Raw genomic sequence first — 18,258 nt, forward strand, 5'->3', positions numbered from 1 at the left:
CCCCGAGCCTAGCCCCGGGCTCAGGCGGCCTGAGCCTCGGCGTGGTTCGGGTTCTCGAACGCCTCCGCCATCAGCGCTATCTCTTCGGGCGGCAGGCTCATGTCCCGGGCGATGCGGGTCCAGCCCGACGTCGCTGCCGCCACCTCGGCGAGCACCCGCCGGGCGTCGTCCTGCCTCAGGCCGTAGGAGTCCGCCGTGGCCAGCAGTGTCCGCACGTCCCGGTCGATGCGGGTACCGCCCGGGCGCAGCGGCGTCGACTCCGCAACGGCGAACGGGTTGGGGTTCACGTCGAACAGCGGCGACAGCGACCAGCCGTCCGCGCGGCGCAGGAACCCGTGGTTCTTCATGTGGTCGTCCACGTTGCGCACGAGCAGGGTGAACGCGACGCGGCGGAACAGGTCGTGCCCGTCGGTGGCGGGCCTGCCGAGTGGTCCGCCAGCGTCTCGGCGAGCGTCCGATAGTCGATGACCTCGAAGAACGCCTTCTGCGTAAGGCTGTCGGCCGACAGGAAGCCGATCCGGCCGCCGTCCGGCCGCCGGTCGAAGCGGCGCGTCAGCAGGATCGACCGGGACGGGCCGATCCGGTGCAGCCGCGCCACGGGCACCTCGATGCCGGCGTTCGAGGCCAGCCGGAGCGTCAGGTACTCCCAGGCCTGGACGTCCCACCGGTCGCTGCTCTCGGGCAGCTTCGCCATCCACAGGTCGCCCGCTGGGTCCTTCACGGTCACCTTCGGGCGCGCGCCGCCCATCGAGGTCCCGGCCGCGACGAGGAGGCGCACGTCGTGATCGGTCTCCCGGTGCTGCGCGACGGCGTCCGCGGCGTCGGTCAGCGACGGCAGGTCCACCAGGTCGGGGACCTCGGCGCGCGGCGGCCCCATGAACGTCTTGCCCTCGTCGAGGGAGAAGCGCAGCGCGCCCAGGCGGGTCTCGTCCTGCACACCGAGCAGGAAGTCCACCTCGGTCAGCGTCATGAACCCCCGGCCCTCCGCGCGGGCGGCGCGGCGCTCCGCGTTGAACAGCAGGGTGCGGCCCCACTGGTCGGGCTGGCAGTCCGCGAGGACACCGAACAGCGGCCGGTCGCTGCCCGAGGGAATGTTCCCCGGCGTCAGCGGCAGCTCGGGGCACAGGGCGTACGCGCGCGGGTCGCGCAGGTACGCAGCGGCATAGCGGAACGTGCAGCCCACCAGGGCACCGCCCCGGTTGAGGTGCATGTCGAGGTCACCGGCGCGGGTCTGGCCCCCGCCGGGCAGCTCGACCTCGACATGTATCGACAACGGTGCTCACTTCCTCAGCTGGTCACTCGTACACGCTGCGGCAGGGCCCGTTCCGCGTGGAACCGGCCCATCTCGGTGGTGAGCGGGTCGCTCGCGCCGACGATGGCATCGGCCACGCCGAGCACACGCAGCACAGCGAACGTGTTCTCGAGGCTGACCGTTCCGGTGCCCGTCTCGATGGCGCGCAGCGTGGTGCGGGTGATGCCCGCACGGTCGGCGACGAGCTGGGCCGTGAGGCCGTGGATCTTGCGCCAGGCGCGGAGGTGGTCACCGAGTGAGGCGAGGTCGCGCTGGGTACGGAGGGATGTTCTGGCCATGATGGCTCCTTTCGGTTACCAGGTTAACCGACGAGCCTCGTAACGGTCACTAGGCTGACCGCTATTTCTCGGGACTACGCCTGGACGGCCCCGGGCGGGGCTCCGGACATGCAGAACGGGCCGCCCCACGATGTGGGACGGCCCGTTGTGCGCGTGGGTCAGCTGTACGTCACTGGCCGTTGATCGTGGCCCGTTCCAGCGCTCCCGCCGAGAGCTCGTGCTGCGCGAGGATGTCGGCGTAGGTGCCGTCGTCGATCAGGCTCTGCAGGGCGGCCTGGTAGGCCCGCACCAGCTCGACGTCGCCCTTCAGGAACACGAAGCCCAGCGGCGACGGGTTGATGACCTCTGCGTTCGCCACCTCGAAGACGTCGCCCGAGCCGACCTGCCTCGCGTTGTAGGCGCCGGTGGACCACTGGGTGAGCTCGGCGTCCGCGTTGCCCTCCTGGACCTGCGCGAGCGCGTCGGCATCGGTGTCGAACCGGAGCACCTCGACCGGCGCGGCCTGGCACTCCGCAACGTTCAGCCCGGCGAGCGCCTCGTCCTGGGTCGATCCGGTCAGCACGGCCACCGTAAGACCGCAGAGGTCCGCAAGGGTCGTGATCCCGCCGGGGTTGCCGGCCGGGACCATGATCGCGTCGCTGTCGTTGTAGTAGTCCACGAAGTCGTAGTCCACCTGGCGCTCAGCGGTGTCCGACATCGCCGCGGCGATCACGTCGACGTTGTTCGCGTACAGCTCGCCCAGCAGAGAGTCGAACAGCGTGTCGTGGAACGTGTACTTCAGGCCGAGCCGGTCCGAGGCGGCATCGAACAGGTCGATCTCGAAGCCGACGATGCGGCCGGCCTCGTTCGTGTACTCGAAGGGCGGGTAGCCCGACTCGGTGCCGACGGTGATCCGCGTGGCCTCCCCCCGTAGCTCGCCGGGGAGCAGGGCGCGTAGCTCGGCCTGCGCCTCGACCTCGGGCGTTGCGCCCTCAGCCGCCTGCGGCGAGTCGATCGAGCAGCCAGCCATCAGCGCTCCGAGCGCGGACGCTGCCGCGATCGAGCCGATGACCGCACGCGCGCGGTGTCCGAGAGCCATGCGGGGTCCTCCACACAAAAAAGACAAGATGAGCGGGTTACGCGGGTGGAGCCTATACGGTCCCCGACAGTTGCCGTGAATTCGAGTTTCACCTATGCCCACCGCGGCGCCGCCGCGGTCAGGCAGTGGTGCCGACCTTAGCCGCCGCACCAACGTCCGCCAGAATCACCGCATCGATGAGGCCGCGCGCCCACTCCAGCACCTCGGTGCCGCGCAGCGGCCGCCCGCCGATCCGCGCGGTGGTGGGGAACGGCACGAGGACCGCCCGGATGGCGGGCTTGAGGATGGTCCCGGGATAGAGCCGCTTGAGCCGCAGCTGCGCCGACTCGGGGAGGTTCATCGGGGCGAACCGGATGTACTTGCCCTGAGCGGTGATGTCCGTGAGCTCCGCGCGGCGGGCGTGGTTGCGGAATGCGGCGACGTCGAACAGCGCGCCGGCGACCTCGGGCAGTGCGCCGTAGCGGTCGGTGAGCTCCGCACGCACCTCGTCGAGCGCCGCGGCGTCGTGCGCGGTGGCGATCTTCTTGTACGCCTCCAGCCGCAGCCGCTCCGTGGCGATGTAGGACTCGGGCAGGTGGGCGTCGACGGGCAGCTCGATGGTGACCTCGGGCGTCTCCTCCTCGGCGTCCCCGCGGAAGGCGGAGACGGCCTCGCCGACCATGCGCACGTAGAGGTCGAACCCGACGCCGGCGATGTGGCCGGACTGCTCGCCGCCGAGCAGGTTGCCCGCCCCGCGGATCTCGAGGTCCTTCATGGCGATCTGCATGCCCGCGCCGAGGTCGGTGTGGGCGGCCATGGTGGCCAGCCGGTCGTGCGCCGTCTCGGTGAGCGGCTTCTCCGGCGGGTAGAGGAAGTACGCGTACGCCCGCTCGCGTCCGCGGCCGACCCGCCCGCGGAGCTGGTGCAGCTGGGACAGGCCCAGCATGTCGGAGCGCTCCAGGATCAGGGTGTTGGCGTTGGAGATGTCCAGGCCGGTCTCGATGATCGTGGTGCACACCAGGACGTCGAGCTCCTTCTCCCAGAAGCCGCGGATGACCTGGTCGAGCTGGTGCTCGCTCATCTTGCCGTGGGCGACGCCGATGCGGGCCTCGGGCACCAGCTCGTTCAGCCGGGAGGCGGTGCGCTGGATGGTCTCGACCTTGTTGTGCACGTAGAAGACCTGGCCCTCGCGCAGCAGCTCCCGCCGCAGCGCAGCGGCGATCTGCTTCTCCTCGAAGGCGCCCACGTAGGTGAGCACCGGGTGCCGCTCCTCCGGGGGCGTGGCCAGGGTGGACATCTCGCGGATGCCGGTGACCGCCATCTCGAGCGTGCGCGGGATCGGCGTGGCGGACATGGCCAGCACGTCGACGTTGGTGCGCAGCTGCTTGAGCGTCTCCTTGTGCTCGACGCCGAAGCGCTGCTCCTCGTCGATGACCACCAGGCCCAGGTCCTTGAAGACGACGGAACCGGTGATGAGGCGGTGAGTGCCGATGACGACGTCGACCGTGCCGTCCTTGAGCCCGGCGAGCGTCTCCTCGGACTCCTTGGCCGACTGGAAGCGGCTGAGCGCCCGCACGGTGACGGGGAACCCGGTGTACCGCTCGGAGAAGGTCTCGAAGTGCTGCTGCACCAGCAGCGTGGTGGGGACCAGGATCGCCACCTGCTTGCCGTCCTGCACCGCCTTGAACGCGGCCCGGATGGCGATCTCCGTCTTGCCGTACCCGACGTCGCCGCACACCAGGCGGTCCATCGGCACCGACTTCTCCATGTCGGCCTTGACCTCGTCGATGGTCGCGAGCTGGTCCGGCGTCTCGACGTACGCGAAGGCGTCCTCCAGCTCGCGCTGCCACGGGGTGTCGGGGCCGTAGGCGTGGCCCTGCGTCGCCATCCGGGCGCTGTAGAGCTTGATCAGCTCACTGGCGATCTCCCGGACGTGCTTGCGGGCCTTCGCCTTGGTGTTCTTCCAGTCGGAGCCACCCATCTTGGACAGCGACGGCGACTCCCCGCCGGTGTACTTGGTGACCTGGTCGAGCTGGTCGGTGGGCACGAACAGCCGGTCGCCGGGCTGGCCGCGCTTGCTGCTCGCGTACTCGATGACGAGGTACTCGCGGGTGGCCCGGTTGCCGGCGGTGCCCATGGTGCGCTGGGCCATCTCGACGAACCGGCCGACACCGTGCTGCTCGTGCACCACGAAGTCGCCGGCCTTGAGCTGGAGCGGGTCCACGACGTTCCGGCGGCGGCTGGGCATCTTGCGCATGTCGCGTGTGCCCGAGCCGGCCCGCCCGGTCAGGTCCTGCTCGGAGAAGACGGCGAGCTTGAGCTCGGGCGCCACGAACCCCTTGCCCGCCCCACCCGCCAGGACCTGCACGACGCCGGGCTCCGGCTCCTCCTCCAGCGAGACCGAGAGCCGGGCGGCGGTGCCCGCCGCCGAGAGTTGTTCCGTCATGCGCTTCGCCGGGCCGTGGCCCTCGGTGGTCAGCACGAGCCGCCAGCTCGCGACCTGCAGGCCGTGCACGTCGTCCAGGGCGCGCGCGAGGTCGCCGCGGTACGACTCGACGTCCCGCGCGCCGATGGTGAACACCGACTCGTCACCCCCGGCGGCCAGGTCGTCGTCGGCGAGCTCCAGGTCCTGCGTGAAGGCCGACAGGGTCCACCAGCCGAGGCCGCGCCGGGCGGCGATCTCGCGCACCTCGGCGAACGTGGCGAAGGACGCGGCGGACAGGTCGATCGGCGTCGCGCCGCCGGCTACCGCGCCCGCCCACGCGGCGGCGAGGAACTCGTCGGTGGTCGCGACGAGGTCGTGCGCACGACGCCGCACGCGCTCCGGCTCGTCGATCACGAGCAGCGCATCCTCGGGTACAAGCTCCAGGACGGGGAGCATGCGGTCCACGAGCACCGGCGCGAGCGACTCCATACCCTCGACGGCGACACCCGCGGCGAGCTTGTCGAGCATCTCGACCGCGCCCGGCAGGGTCTGGACCAGGTCCGCGGCGCGCGCCCGGACGGCGTCGGTCAGCAGGATCTCGCGGCACGGCGGAGCCCAGAGCCCACGCTCCGCGATCTCCAGGCTGCGCTGGTCGGCGACGGAGAACCAGCGGATCTCCGTGATCTCGTCGCCCCAGAACTCGCACCGCAGCGGGTGGTCCTCCGTGGGCGGGAAGATGTCGAGGATCCCGCCGCGCACGGCGAACTCGCCGCGCCGCTCGACCATGTCGACGCGGGTGTACGCGGCGGCGGTGAGCCGCTCGGCGACGTCGGTCAGGTCTGCCGTGGCGCCGATCTCCAGCTGGACCGGTTCCAGCTCCCCCAGGCCGTCGATGACGGGCTGCAGCAGCGCCCGGACCGGCATCACCAGGAGGCGGATCGCGCCCGCCTGCCCGTGCCCCTGCGCCGGGTGAGCCAGCCGGCGGAACACCGCGAGACGCTTGGCCACCGTGTCCGCGCGCGGGCTGAGCCGCTCGTGCGGCAGCGTCTCCCAGGCGGGCAGCACCGCTACGTCGTCGGCCCGGTCCTCCGGCAGGTAGCCGCGCAGGCTCGTGGCCAGGTCGTCCGCCTCACGGCCCGTCGCGGTGACCACCACGAGCGGGCGCCGCTCGGCGGCGGCCACCAGCAACGGCGGGCGCACGCCCGCCGGCCCCACCACGTCCACGAACCCGCGGGTGCGCACGTGTTCCATCGCGGCGGAGGCGCCGGGATCACGCAGGAGGGTGGGGAGCAGACCAGTGAGGTTCATGGAGGCAAGTCCTTCGAGGGCGCACGACGACGGGCCCATCACGGGCACGACCCGGTGAGGGGTCGCTCTGTGGGGGGCTCGTCCCAGGCTACTCCGGGCCACCGACAGCGTAAGGATTCGTTTCCGATGTCCGCCGCTGCACGTACGATGACCGGCGATGTTCACCCCTTCCGGATCCCCGCGACACGCAGGTGCGGCGGCACGGGGGCGCGACGCCGTCGTCGACCGGCACGCCCCCGTGCGCCTCGCCTGGCCCGACGCCGCCCGCGGTCTCGCCATCTCACTCGTCGTGCTCTACCACGCGACCAACTGGACGGCGTCGACCGGCTACGACGTGAGCGTGCTGCGGGAGGTCAACGAGACGCTGCGCAGCCTGCGGATGCCCCTGTTCTTCGCCGTGTCCGGCATGTTCGCCGCGAAGTGGGTCACGGTGCCGTGGTCCCGCCTGGCCCGCGGCAAGCTGCTCTTCTTCGCCTGGGTGTTCGTCCTGTGGGAGCCGATCTCCCTCGTGGTCCGCCTGCTCACGGGCTACTACCAGGTGGCCGACGCCGACTGGGGCACCGTGGCCCACCACCTCGCCTGGTCGCTGCTGGTCCCCCGCTCCGAGCTGTGGTTCATCTGGACGCTGGCGGCGTTCTTCGTGATCGCGCGGGCGCTACGACGGGTACCTGCGCCGATCCAGCTGGTGCTCGCCGCGGCCGTGAGCGCGTGGGCGCTGGCCGGCTGGGAACCGGAGAGCATCGCTTGGCGGGGCACCGCGCAGTTCGTGGTGTTCTTCCTCGGCGGGCTGCACCTGCGCCCGCTGCTCGAACGGTTCGCCGAGCGGGTCGCCCACGGGATCGGCTGGCTGTGGGCGGTGGGCGCCGTCGCTGTCTGGCTCGGGATCCAGGTCGGGGTGCGGCAGCTCGGCTTCTCCGACGTCCCCGGGCTCTATCTGCTGGCCAACATCGCTGGTGTGCCGGCCGGGGTGGCGGTGAGCGTGCTCGCGTCCCGGGTGCCCGGCGCCCGGTATCTGCCCAGGTCACTCGGGCTGGAGTGGATCGGCTCGCGGACCCTGCCCGTGTTCGTCACCCACACCTCCGTGGTGCTCGGGCTGCTCTTCCTGCTGTACAGCAACGCGATCTGGATCCCGGCGCCGCAGTCGCAGTGGCTGCCGGTGGCGCTCTGGGCGGCGGCGATCGCCGTCGGGCTGGGGCTGGGTGCCCTGGCCCCGCGGATCGGGGCACGCTGGCTGTTCGCGCCGCCGAGATGGCTGTCGGGCGCCAAACCTTAACGTGACCGACATCTACCCTTTGCGTGACCTGGACTGTTACTGTGTCGCAGTCAGCAACGGCAACGACGCCGTAGCGACCGGCGGAGCCGCGGCCTCGCCCTGGCCCAGCGGGAGGTCATGTGCAACGCCTGCGACGCATCCGACGAACGACCGTTCTTGTTACCGCGGTGGCGGTCACCTGCCTCACCGCGACGACGCTGGTGACCCCGGCGTCCGCCATTGACACCGCCGGGCAACAGCCCGCCGCCCTGGCCGAGCCCGTGCTCCCCAGCCCGGAGTCCGAGGTCAACGCCACCGGCACGCCCTTCACCGGCACCCGGCCCGACGGGACGGTGTACGGGCTCATCGACGCGCACAGCCACATGTTCATGCAGGACGGCATGGGCGGCGCCGCCGTCTGCGGCAAGGTCTTCTCGGCGGACGGCGTCGCGGCCGCGCTGCAGGACTGCCCGTCGCACGAGCCGGACGGCGCCGGCGCCCTGCTGGAGAACCTGACCCGGAACGGCTCGCCGTTCGGCACGCACGACACCACGGGCTGGCCCACCTTCACGGACTGGCCCGCCTACGACTCGCTCACCCACCAGCAGATGTACTACCGCTGGGTGGAGCGGGCCTGGCGCGGCGGACAGCGGGTGCTCGTCAACGATCTGGTCACCAACGGCCTGCTGTGCTCCATCAACCCGGGCACCTACCAGAGCTGCGACGAGATGACGGCGATCCGGCTCCAGGCGCAGGACACCTACGACCTGCAGGCCTACGTCGACGCGCAGTACGGCGGGCCGGGCCGCGGCTGGTTCCGGATCGTCACCACCAGCGAGCAGGCGCGGCAGGTGATCGAGGAGGGCAAGCTCGCCGTCGTGCTCGGCGTCGAGACGTCGGAGCCGTTCGGCTGCAAGCAGACCCTGCGGATCCCGCACTGCTCGCGCGCCGACATCGACGCGGGCCTCGACGAGCTCTACGACCTGGGCGTGCGCTCGATGTACCTGTGCCACAAGTTCGACAACGCGCTGTGCGGCGTGCGGTTCGACGCCGGGAGCATGGGCACCATCATCAACGCCGGCCAGTTCCTCTCCACCGGCACCTGGTGGGACGCACGCTCCTGCCCCGCGGACCAGCCGCACGACAACAACCCGGGCAACGGCGAGCTCCCGCCCGCGCTGGAGGACGACCTGCCGCCCGTGCTCCCCCTCTACCCGCCCGGGACCCTCTGCAACACGAAGGGGCTGAGCAGTCTCGGCGCCTACGCCGTCCGCGGTCTGGTCGAGCGCGGCATGATGGTCGAGATCGACCACATGAGCGCGAAGGCCGCCGACCAGACCCTCGACATCCTCGAGGCGGAGGACTACCCCGGCGTCCTGTCGACGCACTCCTGGATGGACGAGAGGTACCTCGACCGGCTCTACGCGCTCGGTGGGTTCGCGACCATCTACGGGCACGCCGCCGAGGAGTTCGTCGCGGAGTACAACCGCACCGCGCCGGTACGCGACCAGTACGGCGCCGGGATCGGGTTCGGCTTCGACATGAACGGGTTCGGCGGCACGCCGCCGCCCCGGGACGACGCCGCGGGAACCGGAGTCACCTACCCGTTCCGGTCGTTCGACGGCGGGACGCTGCTCGACCGGCAGACGACCGGCGAACGCACCTGGGACATCAACGTGGACGGTGTTCCGCACTACGGGCTGGTGCCCGACTTCGTCGAGGACCTGCGCCTCGTGGGCGGCCAGGACCTCATCGACGACCTGGCCCGCGGCCCGGAGAGCTACCTGACGACGTGGGCGGGGGCGGAGGCGCACTGAGCCGCGTCCGCCGGGTGAGCAGCTCCGGTGGCCGGGCCTGTCGAGAGCTGGGTCTCGACAGGCCGGGCCACCGCGAGCATCAGGCCTTGGCTACGTGGTACTTGCCCTGGGCGGCCAGCAGGCCCTCCGTCACCAGCAGCTCGACGGCGTCGGCGGCGTCGTCGACCAGGATCGGCAGGTCCTTCTTCTCGGTCCCGGCGAAGTCGCGCAGCACGTAGTCCGCCGTGTCCATCCGGCCGGGTGGGCGGCCGACGCCGACGCGCACCCGGTGGTAGTCCTTGGTCCCGAGCGCCTTGGTGGTGTCGCGCAGCCCGTTGTGGCCGCCCTCGCCCCCGCCGATCTTGAGCTTGATCGTGTCGAAGGGGATGTCCACCTCGTCGTGCACCATGACCACCTGGTCGGGCTCGACGTCGTAGTACTTCGCGAGCGCGCTGACCGGGCCACCGGAGGTGTTCATGTAGGTGGTCGGCTTGGCGAGGATCACGCGCGGGCCCGGCGCCCCGCCGGGCAGCACGCCGAGGCGCGCCTCGGCGACGACGGCCTGCGCGCGCGGGTGCTTGGAGAACCGCGCGCCGGTGCGCTCGGCGAGCAGGTCCAGCACCATCTGGCCCACGTTGTGCCGGTTGCCGGCGTACTTGGGACCGGGGTTGCCGAGCCCGACGACGAGCCAGGGCCGGTCGCTCATGTCACGTTCCTTTCAGGACGACGGAGACCTTGCGCGGCAGCAGAGACCTGCACGCGGAAAGCGGCCGGGCCGAGGCAGAACCCGGCGCCACGCACGATCTTCTCGTGCGGGCGTCCGCAGGTTCCACCTCGGCCCGGTGTGCTCCGGCTCACGCCAGGACGCCCTTGGGGCGCCGGGAGGCTCAGCCCTCCGAGGAAGCCTCGGCCGGCGACTCGGCGGACGCCGCCGACTCGTCGTCGTCGCTCGCCTCGCCGCGCGGCTCGGTGACGAGCACAACGACGGCCTGCGGGTCGGTGAGCAGCGTCGAGCCCTCCGGGAGGGTGACGTCGCCGGCGTGGATCTGCGCGCCGGTCTCGAGGCCCTCGATGGAGACCTCGACGGACTCGGGCAGGTGCGTGGCCTCGGCCTCGACCGACAGAGTCTGCTCCTCGACGAGGTGGATGGTGCCGGGGGCCGACTCGCCCACGATGTTCACGGTGATGTCGACGGTGATCTTCTCGCCGGCGCGCACGACCTGCAGGTCGATGTGCTCGATGACGTTGCGGACCGGGTCGCGCTGGACGTCCTTGGCGACGGCCAGCTGGCCCTTGCCGTCCAGGTCGATGTTCAGCAGCACGTTGGTCTGGCGCAGCGCCAGCATGGTCGCGTGGCCCGGCAGCGTGACATGCACCGGTTCGCCGCCGTGCCCGTAAAGGACGGCGGGGATCTTGCTCTCGCGGCGGATGCGGCGGGCGGCACCCTTGCCGAACTCGGTACGGGACTCAGCGGCGAGCTTGATCTCGGCCATGGCAATTCACTCCTGGAAGGTCTGTGTGCAACTCGATGGGCGGCTGCGTCGGCGCGGGACACGTGACGGACGCGGAGCGGCCACGTGGAGGAGCTCCATCCAGGGCCACCGACGGCCGCCCAGTCGATCACGGACGCCGGCCGAGTGCTTGCGGGATCATCTCCCGCCGCGGCCGTCAGGCGTCCCTCGCCGAGGCAACCTGGCTACTGTACCCGCTCGTCGGCCCGGTCCGCACCGACTGGCGGTGTGACGCCGATCGCCGGCTGCGTGCGACGCGGCTTGTAGACCACTTGGACATGGAAGACGAACCGCAGGAGGAACGCGACGACGAGCGTGACGGCCTGCACCAGCACCGGCCACATGCCCGTGTACTCGACCAGCCACCACAGCACGGGCAGGCGGATCGCCGCCTCGGTGCCGTTGAACGCGAACGAGTGCGCGAACCGCGACCAGGCACCGCGCCCCTCGTTCCGCAGGTCGCGGAACACGAACCGCTCCTGCAGCAGGAAGTTGATCAGGATCGTCACGGCGGCAGAGATCACCGCACCCACCACGTAGTGCACGCTCAGCACGGTGAGCAGCCACAGGATGACGATGTTGAGCACCGCACCGAAGCCGCCGATGATCGCGAACCGCGACATCCGCCCGAACCGCAGCGCCGCGAGCTGCTCCAGGTAGCGCAGCCCGGTCTTGAAGGTCGCCTTGGAGTGCCCGGCGTACCGCTCGCCGAACACGAACGGCTCCTCGCCCACGACCAGGGTGTTGCGGGCCAGGAGCTCGAGCAGGATCTTGAAGCCCCGCGGGTGCAGCGCGTCGAGGTCCAGCCGGTCGACCCGGGTGGCGAAGAACCCGGTGAGCGGGTCCGTCACGTTGCGCAGCCGCACCGGGAACATCGACCGCGCCAGCAGCGCCGAGGCGATCGAGACGCCGTGCCGCCACCAGCCGTCCAGGCCGCCGGCGTCGCCGTCGCCGGTGTACCGGGAGGCGACGACGATGTCGAAGCCCGACTCGCGCCCACGTGTCACGAGCGCGGGCACCAGCTCCGGCGGATGCTGCAGGTCGCCGTCCATGACGACCGCCCACTCGGTGCGCACCGTCCGCAGCCCGGCCACGACGGCGCCGCTCAGCCCGTCCTTCCGCTCCTCGCGGTGCATCAGCCGCACCGGGACGGGCGCGGTGGCCGCGACCTCGCGGATCCGGTCCGGGGTGTCGTCGGTCGAGTCGTCGACAAAGAGGATCTCGGCCAGGTCGGGGGCACCTACGGGTGCCGGGCCGCCCTCGGGACCGTGCTCGACGCCGGAGGCGCGACCGCCGTCGGGCAGCACTCCGAACGCGGCGCACAGCCGCTCGGTGAGCGCCCGTACGTTAGGTCCCTCGTTGAACGTCGGGACCACGACGGTGACGGCCACTGACCCTCCCAGATCGATGTCAAGACACGGTCCTCCGTTGACCGCGTCCGAGTCAAGTTTCGCCCGGGATAAACGACGGGCTCGAACTCAGCGAGGAGAGTCTCTCAGATCACGAGTTGCCCTCGAAGAGCGAGGTCACCGACCCGTCGGAGTGGACCTCGTTGATCGCAGACGCGATCAGCGGTGCGATAGAGAGCACCTTGAGGGTGTCGAACCGACGGTCTTCGTCGATCGGCAGGGTGTCGGTGACGACGACCTCGCGCGCCCCGCAGTCCATGAGCCGCTGCTTGGCCGGACCGGAGAGCACTCCGTGCGTCGCCGCGACGGTGACCGACTTGGCGCCCGCGGCCATGATCACCTTGACCGCCTCGGCGATGGTGCCGCCGGTGTCGATGAGGTCGTCCACCAGCACGCAGTCCCGGCCCTCGACGTCGCCCACCACGCGGTTGGCGACGGACTGGTTGGGTCGCGTGACGTCGCGCGTCTTGTGCACGAACGCCAGCGGGCCGCCGCCCAGCTTGGAGGCCCAGATCTCGGCGACCCGGATGCGGCCGGCGTCGGGCGAGACGACGGTGACGTTGTCGACGTCGACGCGGGTACGCACATAGTCGATGAGGATCGGCAACGCCCACAGGTGGTCCACCGGCCCATCGAAGAAGCCCTGGATCTGCGCGGTGTGCAGGTCGACGCTCATCAGGCGGTCCGCGCCCGCCGTCTTGAACAGGTCGGCCACCAGGCGGGCCGAGATCGGCTCGCGGCCGCGGCCCTTCTTGTCCTGCCGCGCGTAGCCGAAGAACGGCGCGACGACGGTGACGGAGTGCGCCGAGGCGCGCTTGGCGGCGTCGACCATGAGCAGCTGCTCCATGATCCACTGGTTGACCGGCATGGTGTGCGACTGCAGCAGGAACAGGTCCATGCCGCGCACCGACTCGCTGAAGCGCACGTAGGTCTCGCTGTTCGCGAAGTCGTACGCGGTCACACCGAGCAGGTCGATGCCCAGCTCCTTCGCGACGTTCGTCGCCAGCTCGGGGTGTGCGCGTCCCGATGCGAGGACGAGCGGATGGCGGTTCGGGCCGGGAACGATGCTGGTCATCAGTGGGTCTTTCCTTCCTTTTCGGCCCCGGCAACCGGGGCCTGGTCGGCCGGCTCGGCCTGGTCGGCCGCGGCCTGCGGGGACACGGAGGCACCCGCCGCATTCTGCTGGGCGAGCTGTCGCTGCGCCTGGTCGCCGAGCACTCCGCGCTGGGTCCTCGCAGCCGCGTCGGCCGCGGCCGTCCCCGGCCGACGCCGGGCGACCCAGCCGTCGATGTTGCGCTGCTGCCCGGCGGTGACGCCGAGGGCGCCCGCGGGCACGTCGCGCCGGATCACGGACCCGGCGGCGGTGTAGGCGCCGTCGCCCACCGTGACGGGGGCGACGAACATGTTGTCCGCGCCGGTGCGCGCGTGCGAGCCGATCACCGTGCGGTGCTTGTGCACACCGTCGTAGTTCACGGTCACCGACGCCGCACCGATGTTGGTGTGCTCGCCGATCGTGGCGTCACCCACGTAGGAGAGGTGCGGCACCTTGCTGCCCTCGCCGATCTCGGCGTTCTTGGTCTCAACGAACGTTCCGATCTTGCCCTTGCGGCCCAGGTTGGTGCCGGGACGCAGGTAGGCGAACGGTCCGACGGACGCGTCCTCGCCGATGACCGCGAGCGACCCGTGGGTGCGGATCACCGTCGCGCCCACACCCACCTCGACGTCGGTCAACGTGGTGTCCGGGCCGATCGTGGCGCCCGTGGCGACGATGGTGGCCCCCTTGAGCTGCGTGTTCGGCAGGAGCGTGACGTCGGGGGCGAGCTCGACGTCGACGTCGATCCACGTGGTGGCCGGGTCCTGGACGGTGACCCCCGCGCGCTGCCACTCCTCGACGATCCTGCGGTTCATCTCGCGGCCCAGGACGGAGAGGGCCACCCGGTCGTTGACCCCCTCGACCAGCATCGGGTCGTCGGCGAGCAGCGCCCGCACGTGCAGGCCCTCGGCGCGGGCGAACCCGACGACGTCGGTCAGGTAGACCTCGCCCTGCGCGTTCCGGCTGTCCAGGCCGCCGAGGCCGCGGCGCAGGGTCGCGGCGTCGAACACGTAGACCGAGGAGTTGATCTCGTGGATCTCGAGCTGATCCGGGCTCGCGTCCTTGTGCTCCACGATCTGAAGGACGTCGCCCGTGTCCTTCTCGCGGACGATCCGGCCGTAGCCCGTCGCGTCGGCGACCTCGGTCGTGAGGATCGTGACGGCGTTGCCGTCGGCGTGGTGGGCCGCGAGGAGCTGGCCGAGCGTCGCGCCGTCGAGCAGCGGGACGTCACCGGCCACCACGACGACCGAACCCTCGACGCCGTCGCCCACGACCTCGCCGTCGGCGACACCCGCGGCTGCCACCGCGGCCTGGGCCTTGGCGTCCAGCGCCACCAGGGCGCACTGCACCGCGCGGCCCGTGCCGGGGATGTCGTCCTGGTCCACGAGGATCGCGCCGGCGTCGAGCTGCCCGACGGCCTCCGCGACCAGCTCACGCTCGTGCCGGACCACTACGGCAACCTGCGCCGGCTCGAGCTCACGAGCGGCAGCCAGCGCGTGCCCGACCATCGGCTTGCCGCCGAGCGGATGCAGGATCTTCGGTAGCGCGGACTTCATGCGGGTGCCCTGGCCGGCGGCAAGAACGATGACTGCTGCCGGCTGAGGTGTCTCGGTCACGAGTGCTCCGATCGGTGGGTTCGTCAGATCCGGATGGCTCCGCCCCCAGGATTCGAACCTGGACTAAAGGCACCAAAAACCTCTGTGCTGCCGATTACACCAAGGCGGATTGGGCGCGCGGAGGGCTCCGTCGTGACCCGAAGCGGGCGTGTGCCACCGTCGCACGTCCGTGAACAGTCTGCCAGGTTCCGGGGGATGCCCCATGCCGTACCGGCCGAGTCGTCAGCCACACTGTTCGCTCCGTCGCCCGTGGCAGCACGTCCCGAACCGCCGCTCGGGCACAATGAGCACCATGGCCGCCGAAAACCGACGTACTCACCGACCTCGCATGACGGCCAGTCAGCGACGTGAGCAGCTGCTCTCGGTCAGCCGCGGACTGTTCGCCGGGAAAGGCTTCGAGGGCACGAGCGTGGAGGAGATCGCGGCACGCGCCGAGGTCTCCAAGCCCGTCGTGTACGAGCACTTCGGCGGCAAGGAGGGCATCTACGCCGTCGTCGTGGACCGCGAGGTGCAGGCACTCACCACCGCCCTGAGCGGCGCCCTCGACGCCGGCGGGCACCCGAAGGTGCTGCTGGAGCGCACAGCATTGGCCCTCCTGGACTACATCGAGTCGTCCGAGGACGGTTTCCGCATCCTCGTCCGTGACTCCCCCGTCGCGCAGGCGACCGGGACGTTCTCCAGCCTGATCGGCGACGTCGCCACCCAGGTCGAGTCGATCCTGGAGGCCCAGTTCAGGGCGGCCGGGCTCGAGACGAAGACCGCGCCGCTGTACGCGCAGATGCTGGTCGGCATGATCGCGCTCACCGGCCAGTACTGGCTGGACGCGCGCAGCCCCAAGAAGACAGAGGTGGCGGCCCACCTGGTGAACCTGGCGTGGAACGGGCTGCACAACATGGAGAAGAAGCCGGCGCTGACCAAGCTGTCGCGCTGAGGCTGTCGCACTGACGCGCACCGGCCCCAAGACAGTTCTGCCGAAGGCGGCTCATTGACGGCACGTCAATAGCGGCCGTCGAAATGCCCCGGCAAGGTCGGAAACTCCCGATTTCACCCCCATTTACCTGCGCCGGCGCAGCGCAAATTGCGTCAAGGCACAGATGTATGCGTAGCCAATTAAATAACGAGCACCCCTCGCGGAATCCCGCGAGGGGTGCTCGTTCAGCTGGGGATGCTACAACTACCGCTACGGTACGCGCCGGGCGGCTACTTCCCTGGTCAGAGACCCAGGAGGCAGAGGATGTCCTTGACGGTCCAGCCCAGGTTGTGAATCAATTCCGAGACGATGTCCACGAGAGTCATTGGAGCCATTCCTTCCATAAAACGGGAATCACAGGATGATCACCTGCGAGCGGAACAGTGTTCGCGTTCCATACATTAAGCACACGACCCGGACTCTGCAACGGGAATCGGATATACATCCTTAATGCGCGCCCAGTTTCACCCTGTGATATTAGGTCCGAAATCGAGCAGCACACCACGCTAAACCGGACATATTCCAGAGCTGTAGGCGGCTATTTCGAGCCGCAACCAACGGGCCCTGTGCGCCGAGACGTCACCACGCCGCGAGCAGCAGCTTCTCCACCGCGTCGACCGTGACCGGCCGGGGGTTGGGGTAGGGGTCGGACGCCACGCGCTCCGCGACCTCGCGCAGTGCGGTGCGGGGCACACCGAGCGCGCCGAGCGTCGTCGGGCCGTCGTGTCGTGCCGCGAGCGCGGACACCGCGAGCACCGGGTCGCCGTAGGCGACGCGTGCCAGCCGTGCTGCCGCGTCGGGCGCCGCGACCAGGTTGAAGCGCATCACGTGTGCCAGGAGCAGGGCGTGCAGCTCCGCGTGCGGCAGTCCGTAAGTTCCGCCGAGCACGTGCGCGAGCTGGTGGTGCAGGCCCATCCGCGCCTGCGCCAGGCATGCGCCTGCCAGCCAGGCCGCCTCCTGGAGCCGGCCGCGCGCTACGACGTCGGCCGGGTGGTCCAGCACGACGGGGAGCGCCGACAGGACGCCGTCCGCGGACTCCACCGCGTACGCGCGGGTCGCCGCGCTCGCCTCGGTGTCCCACAGCGCCTCGACGGCGTGCGCCAGCGCGTTGAGGGCAGAAGTGAGCGTGAGCCCGCGGGGCATCGAGAGCGTGAGCTCCGGGTCGTACACGACGGTGCCCGGCGCGAGGGCAGGATCGCGCCGTGTTGTCTTGACGCCGTCCGCGGTCTCCCCGAGCACGGGCGTCGCCTCAGAGCCGGCATAGGTGGTGGGGACCGCGACCTGCGGCATGCCGGTGCGGATCGCCAGCGCCTTCGAGAGCCCGATGGCCGATCCGCCCCCGATCGCGACCAGCGCGTCCGCCCGCACCTGACCGGCGAGGTCGAGCGCCTCGGCGGTCACCTCGACCGGGGTGTGCTGGGCCGGGTGCCCGAAGGTCGCGGCATGCCGCTCCCCCAAAGCCACGGCCAGCTCCTGCGCAGTCCGGGCCGACGACGGCGACGCCACCACCAGGACCCGCTGCGACCCGAGCCGTTCGATCTCGTCCGGCACGAGCGTCCGCGCGCCGGGGCCGTGCAGCACTCGCCCGGCGTAGACCTGGTGCACCCTGATGTCTGTTCCCACGGGGGCTGAGCCTACGGTCGCCGGGGCGCCCCGACCATGGGCACACCCCTGCAGGGGCCTTATCGAGATTCTTGATGTCGAGATATCCGGTAGCCTCGCGCCATGGAGCACACAGGTCCCGCCGACGAGGTCGACCGTATCGTCGCCGCGTGGCACCACGTGCGCCCGGACCTGGAGCTCGAACCCCTGACGGTGTTCAGCCGCGTGTCCCGCCTGGCCCGGCACCTCGACCTGGCGCGCCGTACCGCGTTCGCCAGGCACAGCCTGGAGACCTGGGAGTTCGACGTGCTCTCGGCGCTGCGCCGGGCCGGAGAGCCGTACCGGCTGTCCCCCGGCACGCTGGTGACGCAGACCCTGGTGACCAGCGGCACCATGACCAACCGGATCGACCGGCTGGAGTCGCGCGGGTTCGTACAGCGGCACCGTTCCCCGGACGACCGCCGTGGTGTCCTGGTGCAGCTCTCCGCGGACGGCCTGGCGCAGGTCGACGGCGCCATGAGCGACCTGCTCGACATCGAGGCCAAGGTGCTGACCGCGCTGTCCCCCGCGGAGCGCCCGCAGCTCGCGGCCCTGTTGCGCACGGTCACCGCCCAGTTCGACGACTAGGG

General features: G+C 70.7%; 15 protein-coding genes and 1 tRNA gene. 4 read left to right on the forward strand and 12 right to left on the reverse strand.

Annotated elements, in window-relative coordinates:
* Nucleotides 1-20: 20 nt before the first annotated feature.
* From AB1046_RS13065 to mfd, 5 genes are all read right to left on the reverse strand, one after another.
* A complete protein-coding gene (locus AB1046_RS13065; RefSeq protein ID WP_369369738.1) occupies nucleotides 21-368 on the reverse strand; it encodes a HipA domain-containing protein in 348 nt (115 codons plus the stop codon).
* On the reverse strand, nucleotides 344-1,273 hold the full coding sequence (locus AB1046_RS13070; RefSeq protein ID WP_369369739.1) for a type II toxin-antitoxin system HipA family toxin: 930 nt from the start codon (nucleotides 1,271-1,273) through the stop codon (nucleotides 344-346). Before AB1046_RS13070 ends, AB1046_RS13065 begins: the two co-directional genes overlap by 25 nt.
* Before the next feature lie 14 nt (nucleotides 1,274-1,287).
* Nucleotides 1,288-1,590 carry a helix-turn-helix transcriptional regulator gene (locus AB1046_RS13075; RefSeq protein ID WP_369369740.1) on the reverse strand — a complete coding sequence of 101 codons (303 nt, stop codon included), beginning with the start codon at nucleotides 1,588-1,590 and terminating at the stop codon, nucleotides 1,288-1,290.
* A 169-nt stretch (nucleotides 1,591-1,759) separates the two neighbouring features.
* Entirely contained in the window at nucleotides 1,760-2,668 is a 909-nt protein-coding gene (locus AB1046_RS13080; protein ID WP_369369741.1) for an ABC transporter substrate-binding protein, read from the reverse strand.
* 118 nt (nucleotides 2,669-2,786) lie between these two features.
* Nucleotides 2,787-6,380, reverse strand: coding sequence for a transcription-repair coupling factor (mfd, locus tag AB1046_RS13085; RefSeq protein WP_369369742.1), 3,594 nt, complete (start codon nucleotides 6,378-6,380; stop codon nucleotides 2,787-2,789).
* A 157-nt stretch (nucleotides 6,381-6,537) separates the two neighbouring features.
* Here mfd and AB1046_RS13090 point away from each other — a divergent pair, with 157 nt between their 5' ends.
* Both AB1046_RS13090 and AB1046_RS13095 read left to right on the forward strand, forming a co-directional pair.
* Nucleotides 6,538-7,653, forward strand: coding sequence for an acyltransferase family protein (locus tag AB1046_RS13090; protein WP_369369743.1), 1,116 nt, complete (start codon nucleotides 6,538-6,540; stop codon nucleotides 7,651-7,653).
* 167 nt (nucleotides 7,654-7,820) lie between these two features.
* Complete coding sequence (locus AB1046_RS13095; RefSeq protein WP_369369745.1) at nucleotides 7,821-9,449, forward strand: Coagulation factor 5/8 type domain-containing protein; 1,629 nt, start codon at nucleotides 7,821-7,823, stop codon at nucleotides 9,447-9,449.
* A gap of 79 nt (nucleotides 9,450-9,528) precedes the next feature.
* On the opposite strand, the gene pth is transcribed toward AB1046_RS13095, so the two are convergent.
* The 6 genes from pth to AB1046_RS13125 all read right to left on the reverse strand — a co-directional run bounded on the left by pth (nucleotide 9,529) and on the right by AB1046_RS13125 (nucleotide 15,166).
* Entirely contained in the window at nucleotides 9,529-10,134 is a 606-nt protein-coding gene (gene pth / locus AB1046_RS13100) for an aminoacyl-tRNA hydrolase (protein WP_369369746.1), read from the reverse strand.
* Between the two features lie 181 nt (nucleotides 10,135-10,315).
* Nucleotides 10,316-10,921, reverse strand: a complete 606-nt coding sequence (locus tag AB1046_RS13105) for a 50S ribosomal protein L25/general stress protein Ctc (RefSeq protein WP_369369747.1) — start codon at nucleotides 10,919-10,921, stop codon at nucleotides 10,316-10,318.
* Nucleotides 10,922-11,124: 203 nt separating this feature from the next.
* Nucleotides 11,125-12,330 carry a glycosyltransferase gene (locus tag AB1046_RS13110; protein ID WP_369369748.1) on the reverse strand — a complete coding sequence of 402 codons (1,206 nt, stop codon included), beginning with the start codon at nucleotides 12,328-12,330 and terminating at the stop codon, nucleotides 11,125-11,127.
* A 109-nt stretch (nucleotides 12,331-12,439) separates the two neighbouring features.
* Complete coding sequence (locus AB1046_RS13115) at nucleotides 12,440-13,423, reverse strand: ribose-phosphate diphosphokinase (protein WP_369369749.1); 984 nt, start codon at nucleotides 13,421-13,423, stop codon at nucleotides 12,440-12,442.
* Nucleotides 13,423-15,057: a bifunctional UDP-N-acetylglucosamine diphosphorylase/glucosamine-1-phosphate N-acetyltransferase GlmU gene (glmU, locus tag AB1046_RS13120; protein ID WP_369369750.1), complete on the reverse strand. Its 1,635-nt coding sequence runs from the start codon at nucleotides 15,055-15,057 to the stop codon at nucleotides 13,423-13,425. The genes AB1046_RS13115 and glmU overlap by 1 nt, the downstream gene beginning before the upstream one ends.
* A gap of 34 nt (nucleotides 15,058-15,091) precedes the next feature.
* Nucleotides 15,092-15,166: transfer RNA gene (locus AB1046_RS13125), tRNA-Gln, on the reverse strand.
* Between the two features lie 219 nt (nucleotides 15,167-15,385).
* Between AB1046_RS13125 and AB1046_RS13130 the strand changes: the two genes are divergently transcribed.
* Nucleotides 15,386-15,988 carry a TetR/AcrR family transcriptional regulator gene (locus tag AB1046_RS13130; protein WP_369369751.1) on the forward strand — a complete coding sequence of 201 codons (603 nt, stop codon included), beginning with the start codon at nucleotides 15,386-15,388 and terminating at the stop codon, nucleotides 15,986-15,988.
* 618 nt (nucleotides 15,989-16,606) lie between these two features.
* Here the strand turns inward: AB1046_RS13130 and AB1046_RS13135 are convergent.
* Complete coding sequence (locus AB1046_RS13135; protein WP_369369752.1) at nucleotides 16,607-17,650, reverse strand: maleylacetate reductase; 1,044 nt, start codon at nucleotides 17,648-17,650, stop codon at nucleotides 16,607-16,609.
* 102 nt (nucleotides 17,651-17,752) lie between these two features.
* On the opposite strand from AB1046_RS13135, the gene AB1046_RS13140 reads away from it, so the two are divergent.
* Nucleotides 17,753-18,256, forward strand: coding sequence for a MarR family winged helix-turn-helix transcriptional regulator (locus tag AB1046_RS13140; protein ID WP_369369753.1), 504 nt, complete (start codon nucleotides 17,753-17,755; stop codon nucleotides 18,254-18,256).
* Nucleotides 18,257-18,258: the final 2 nt, after the last annotated feature.

This window comes from Promicromonospora sp. Populi (genome assembly GCF_041081105.1).
GTDB lineage: Bacteria > Actinomycetota > Actinomycetes > Actinomycetales > Cellulomonadaceae > Promicromonospora.

What these genes read in the sequence shown, in the direction of transcription:
- AB1046_RS13075 (WP_369369740.1), bottom strand. Translation starts at nt 1,590, where the DNA reads ATGGCCAGAACATCCCTCCGTACCCAGCGCGACCTCGCCTCACTCGGT.
- AB1046_RS13080 (WP_369369741.1), bottom strand. Translation starts at nt 2,668, where the DNA reads ATGGCTCTCGGACACCGCGCGCGTGCGGTCATCGGCTCGATCGCGGCA.
- mfd (WP_369369742.1), bottom strand. Translation starts at nt 6,380, where the DNA reads ATGAACCTCACTGGTCTGCTCCCCACCCTCCTGCGTGATCCCGGCGCC.
- AB1046_RS13090 (WP_369369743.1), top strand. Translation starts at nt 6,538, where the DNA reads ATGTTCACCCCTTCCGGATCCCCGCGACACGCAGGTGCGGCGGCACGG.
- pth (WP_369369746.1), bottom strand. Translation starts at nt 10,134, where the DNA reads ATGAGCGACCGGCCCTGGCTCGTCGTCGGGCTCGGCAACCCCGGTCCC.
- AB1046_RS13105 (WP_369369747.1), bottom strand. Translation starts at nt 10,921, where the DNA reads ATGGCCGAGATCAAGCTCGCCGCTGAGTCCCGTACCGAGTTCGGCAAG.
- AB1046_RS13115 (WP_369369749.1), bottom strand. Translation starts at nt 13,423, where the DNA reads ATGACCAGCATCGTTCCCGGCCCGAACCGCCATCCGCTCGTCCTCGCA.
- AB1046_RS13130 (WP_369369751.1), top strand. Translation starts at nt 15,386, where the DNA reads ATGACGGCCAGTCAGCGACGTGAGCAGCTGCTCTCGGTCAGCCGCGGA.
- AB1046_RS13140 (WP_369369753.1), top strand. Translation starts at nt 17,753, where the DNA reads ATGGAGCACACAGGTCCCGCCGACGAGGTCGACCGTATCGTCGCCGCG.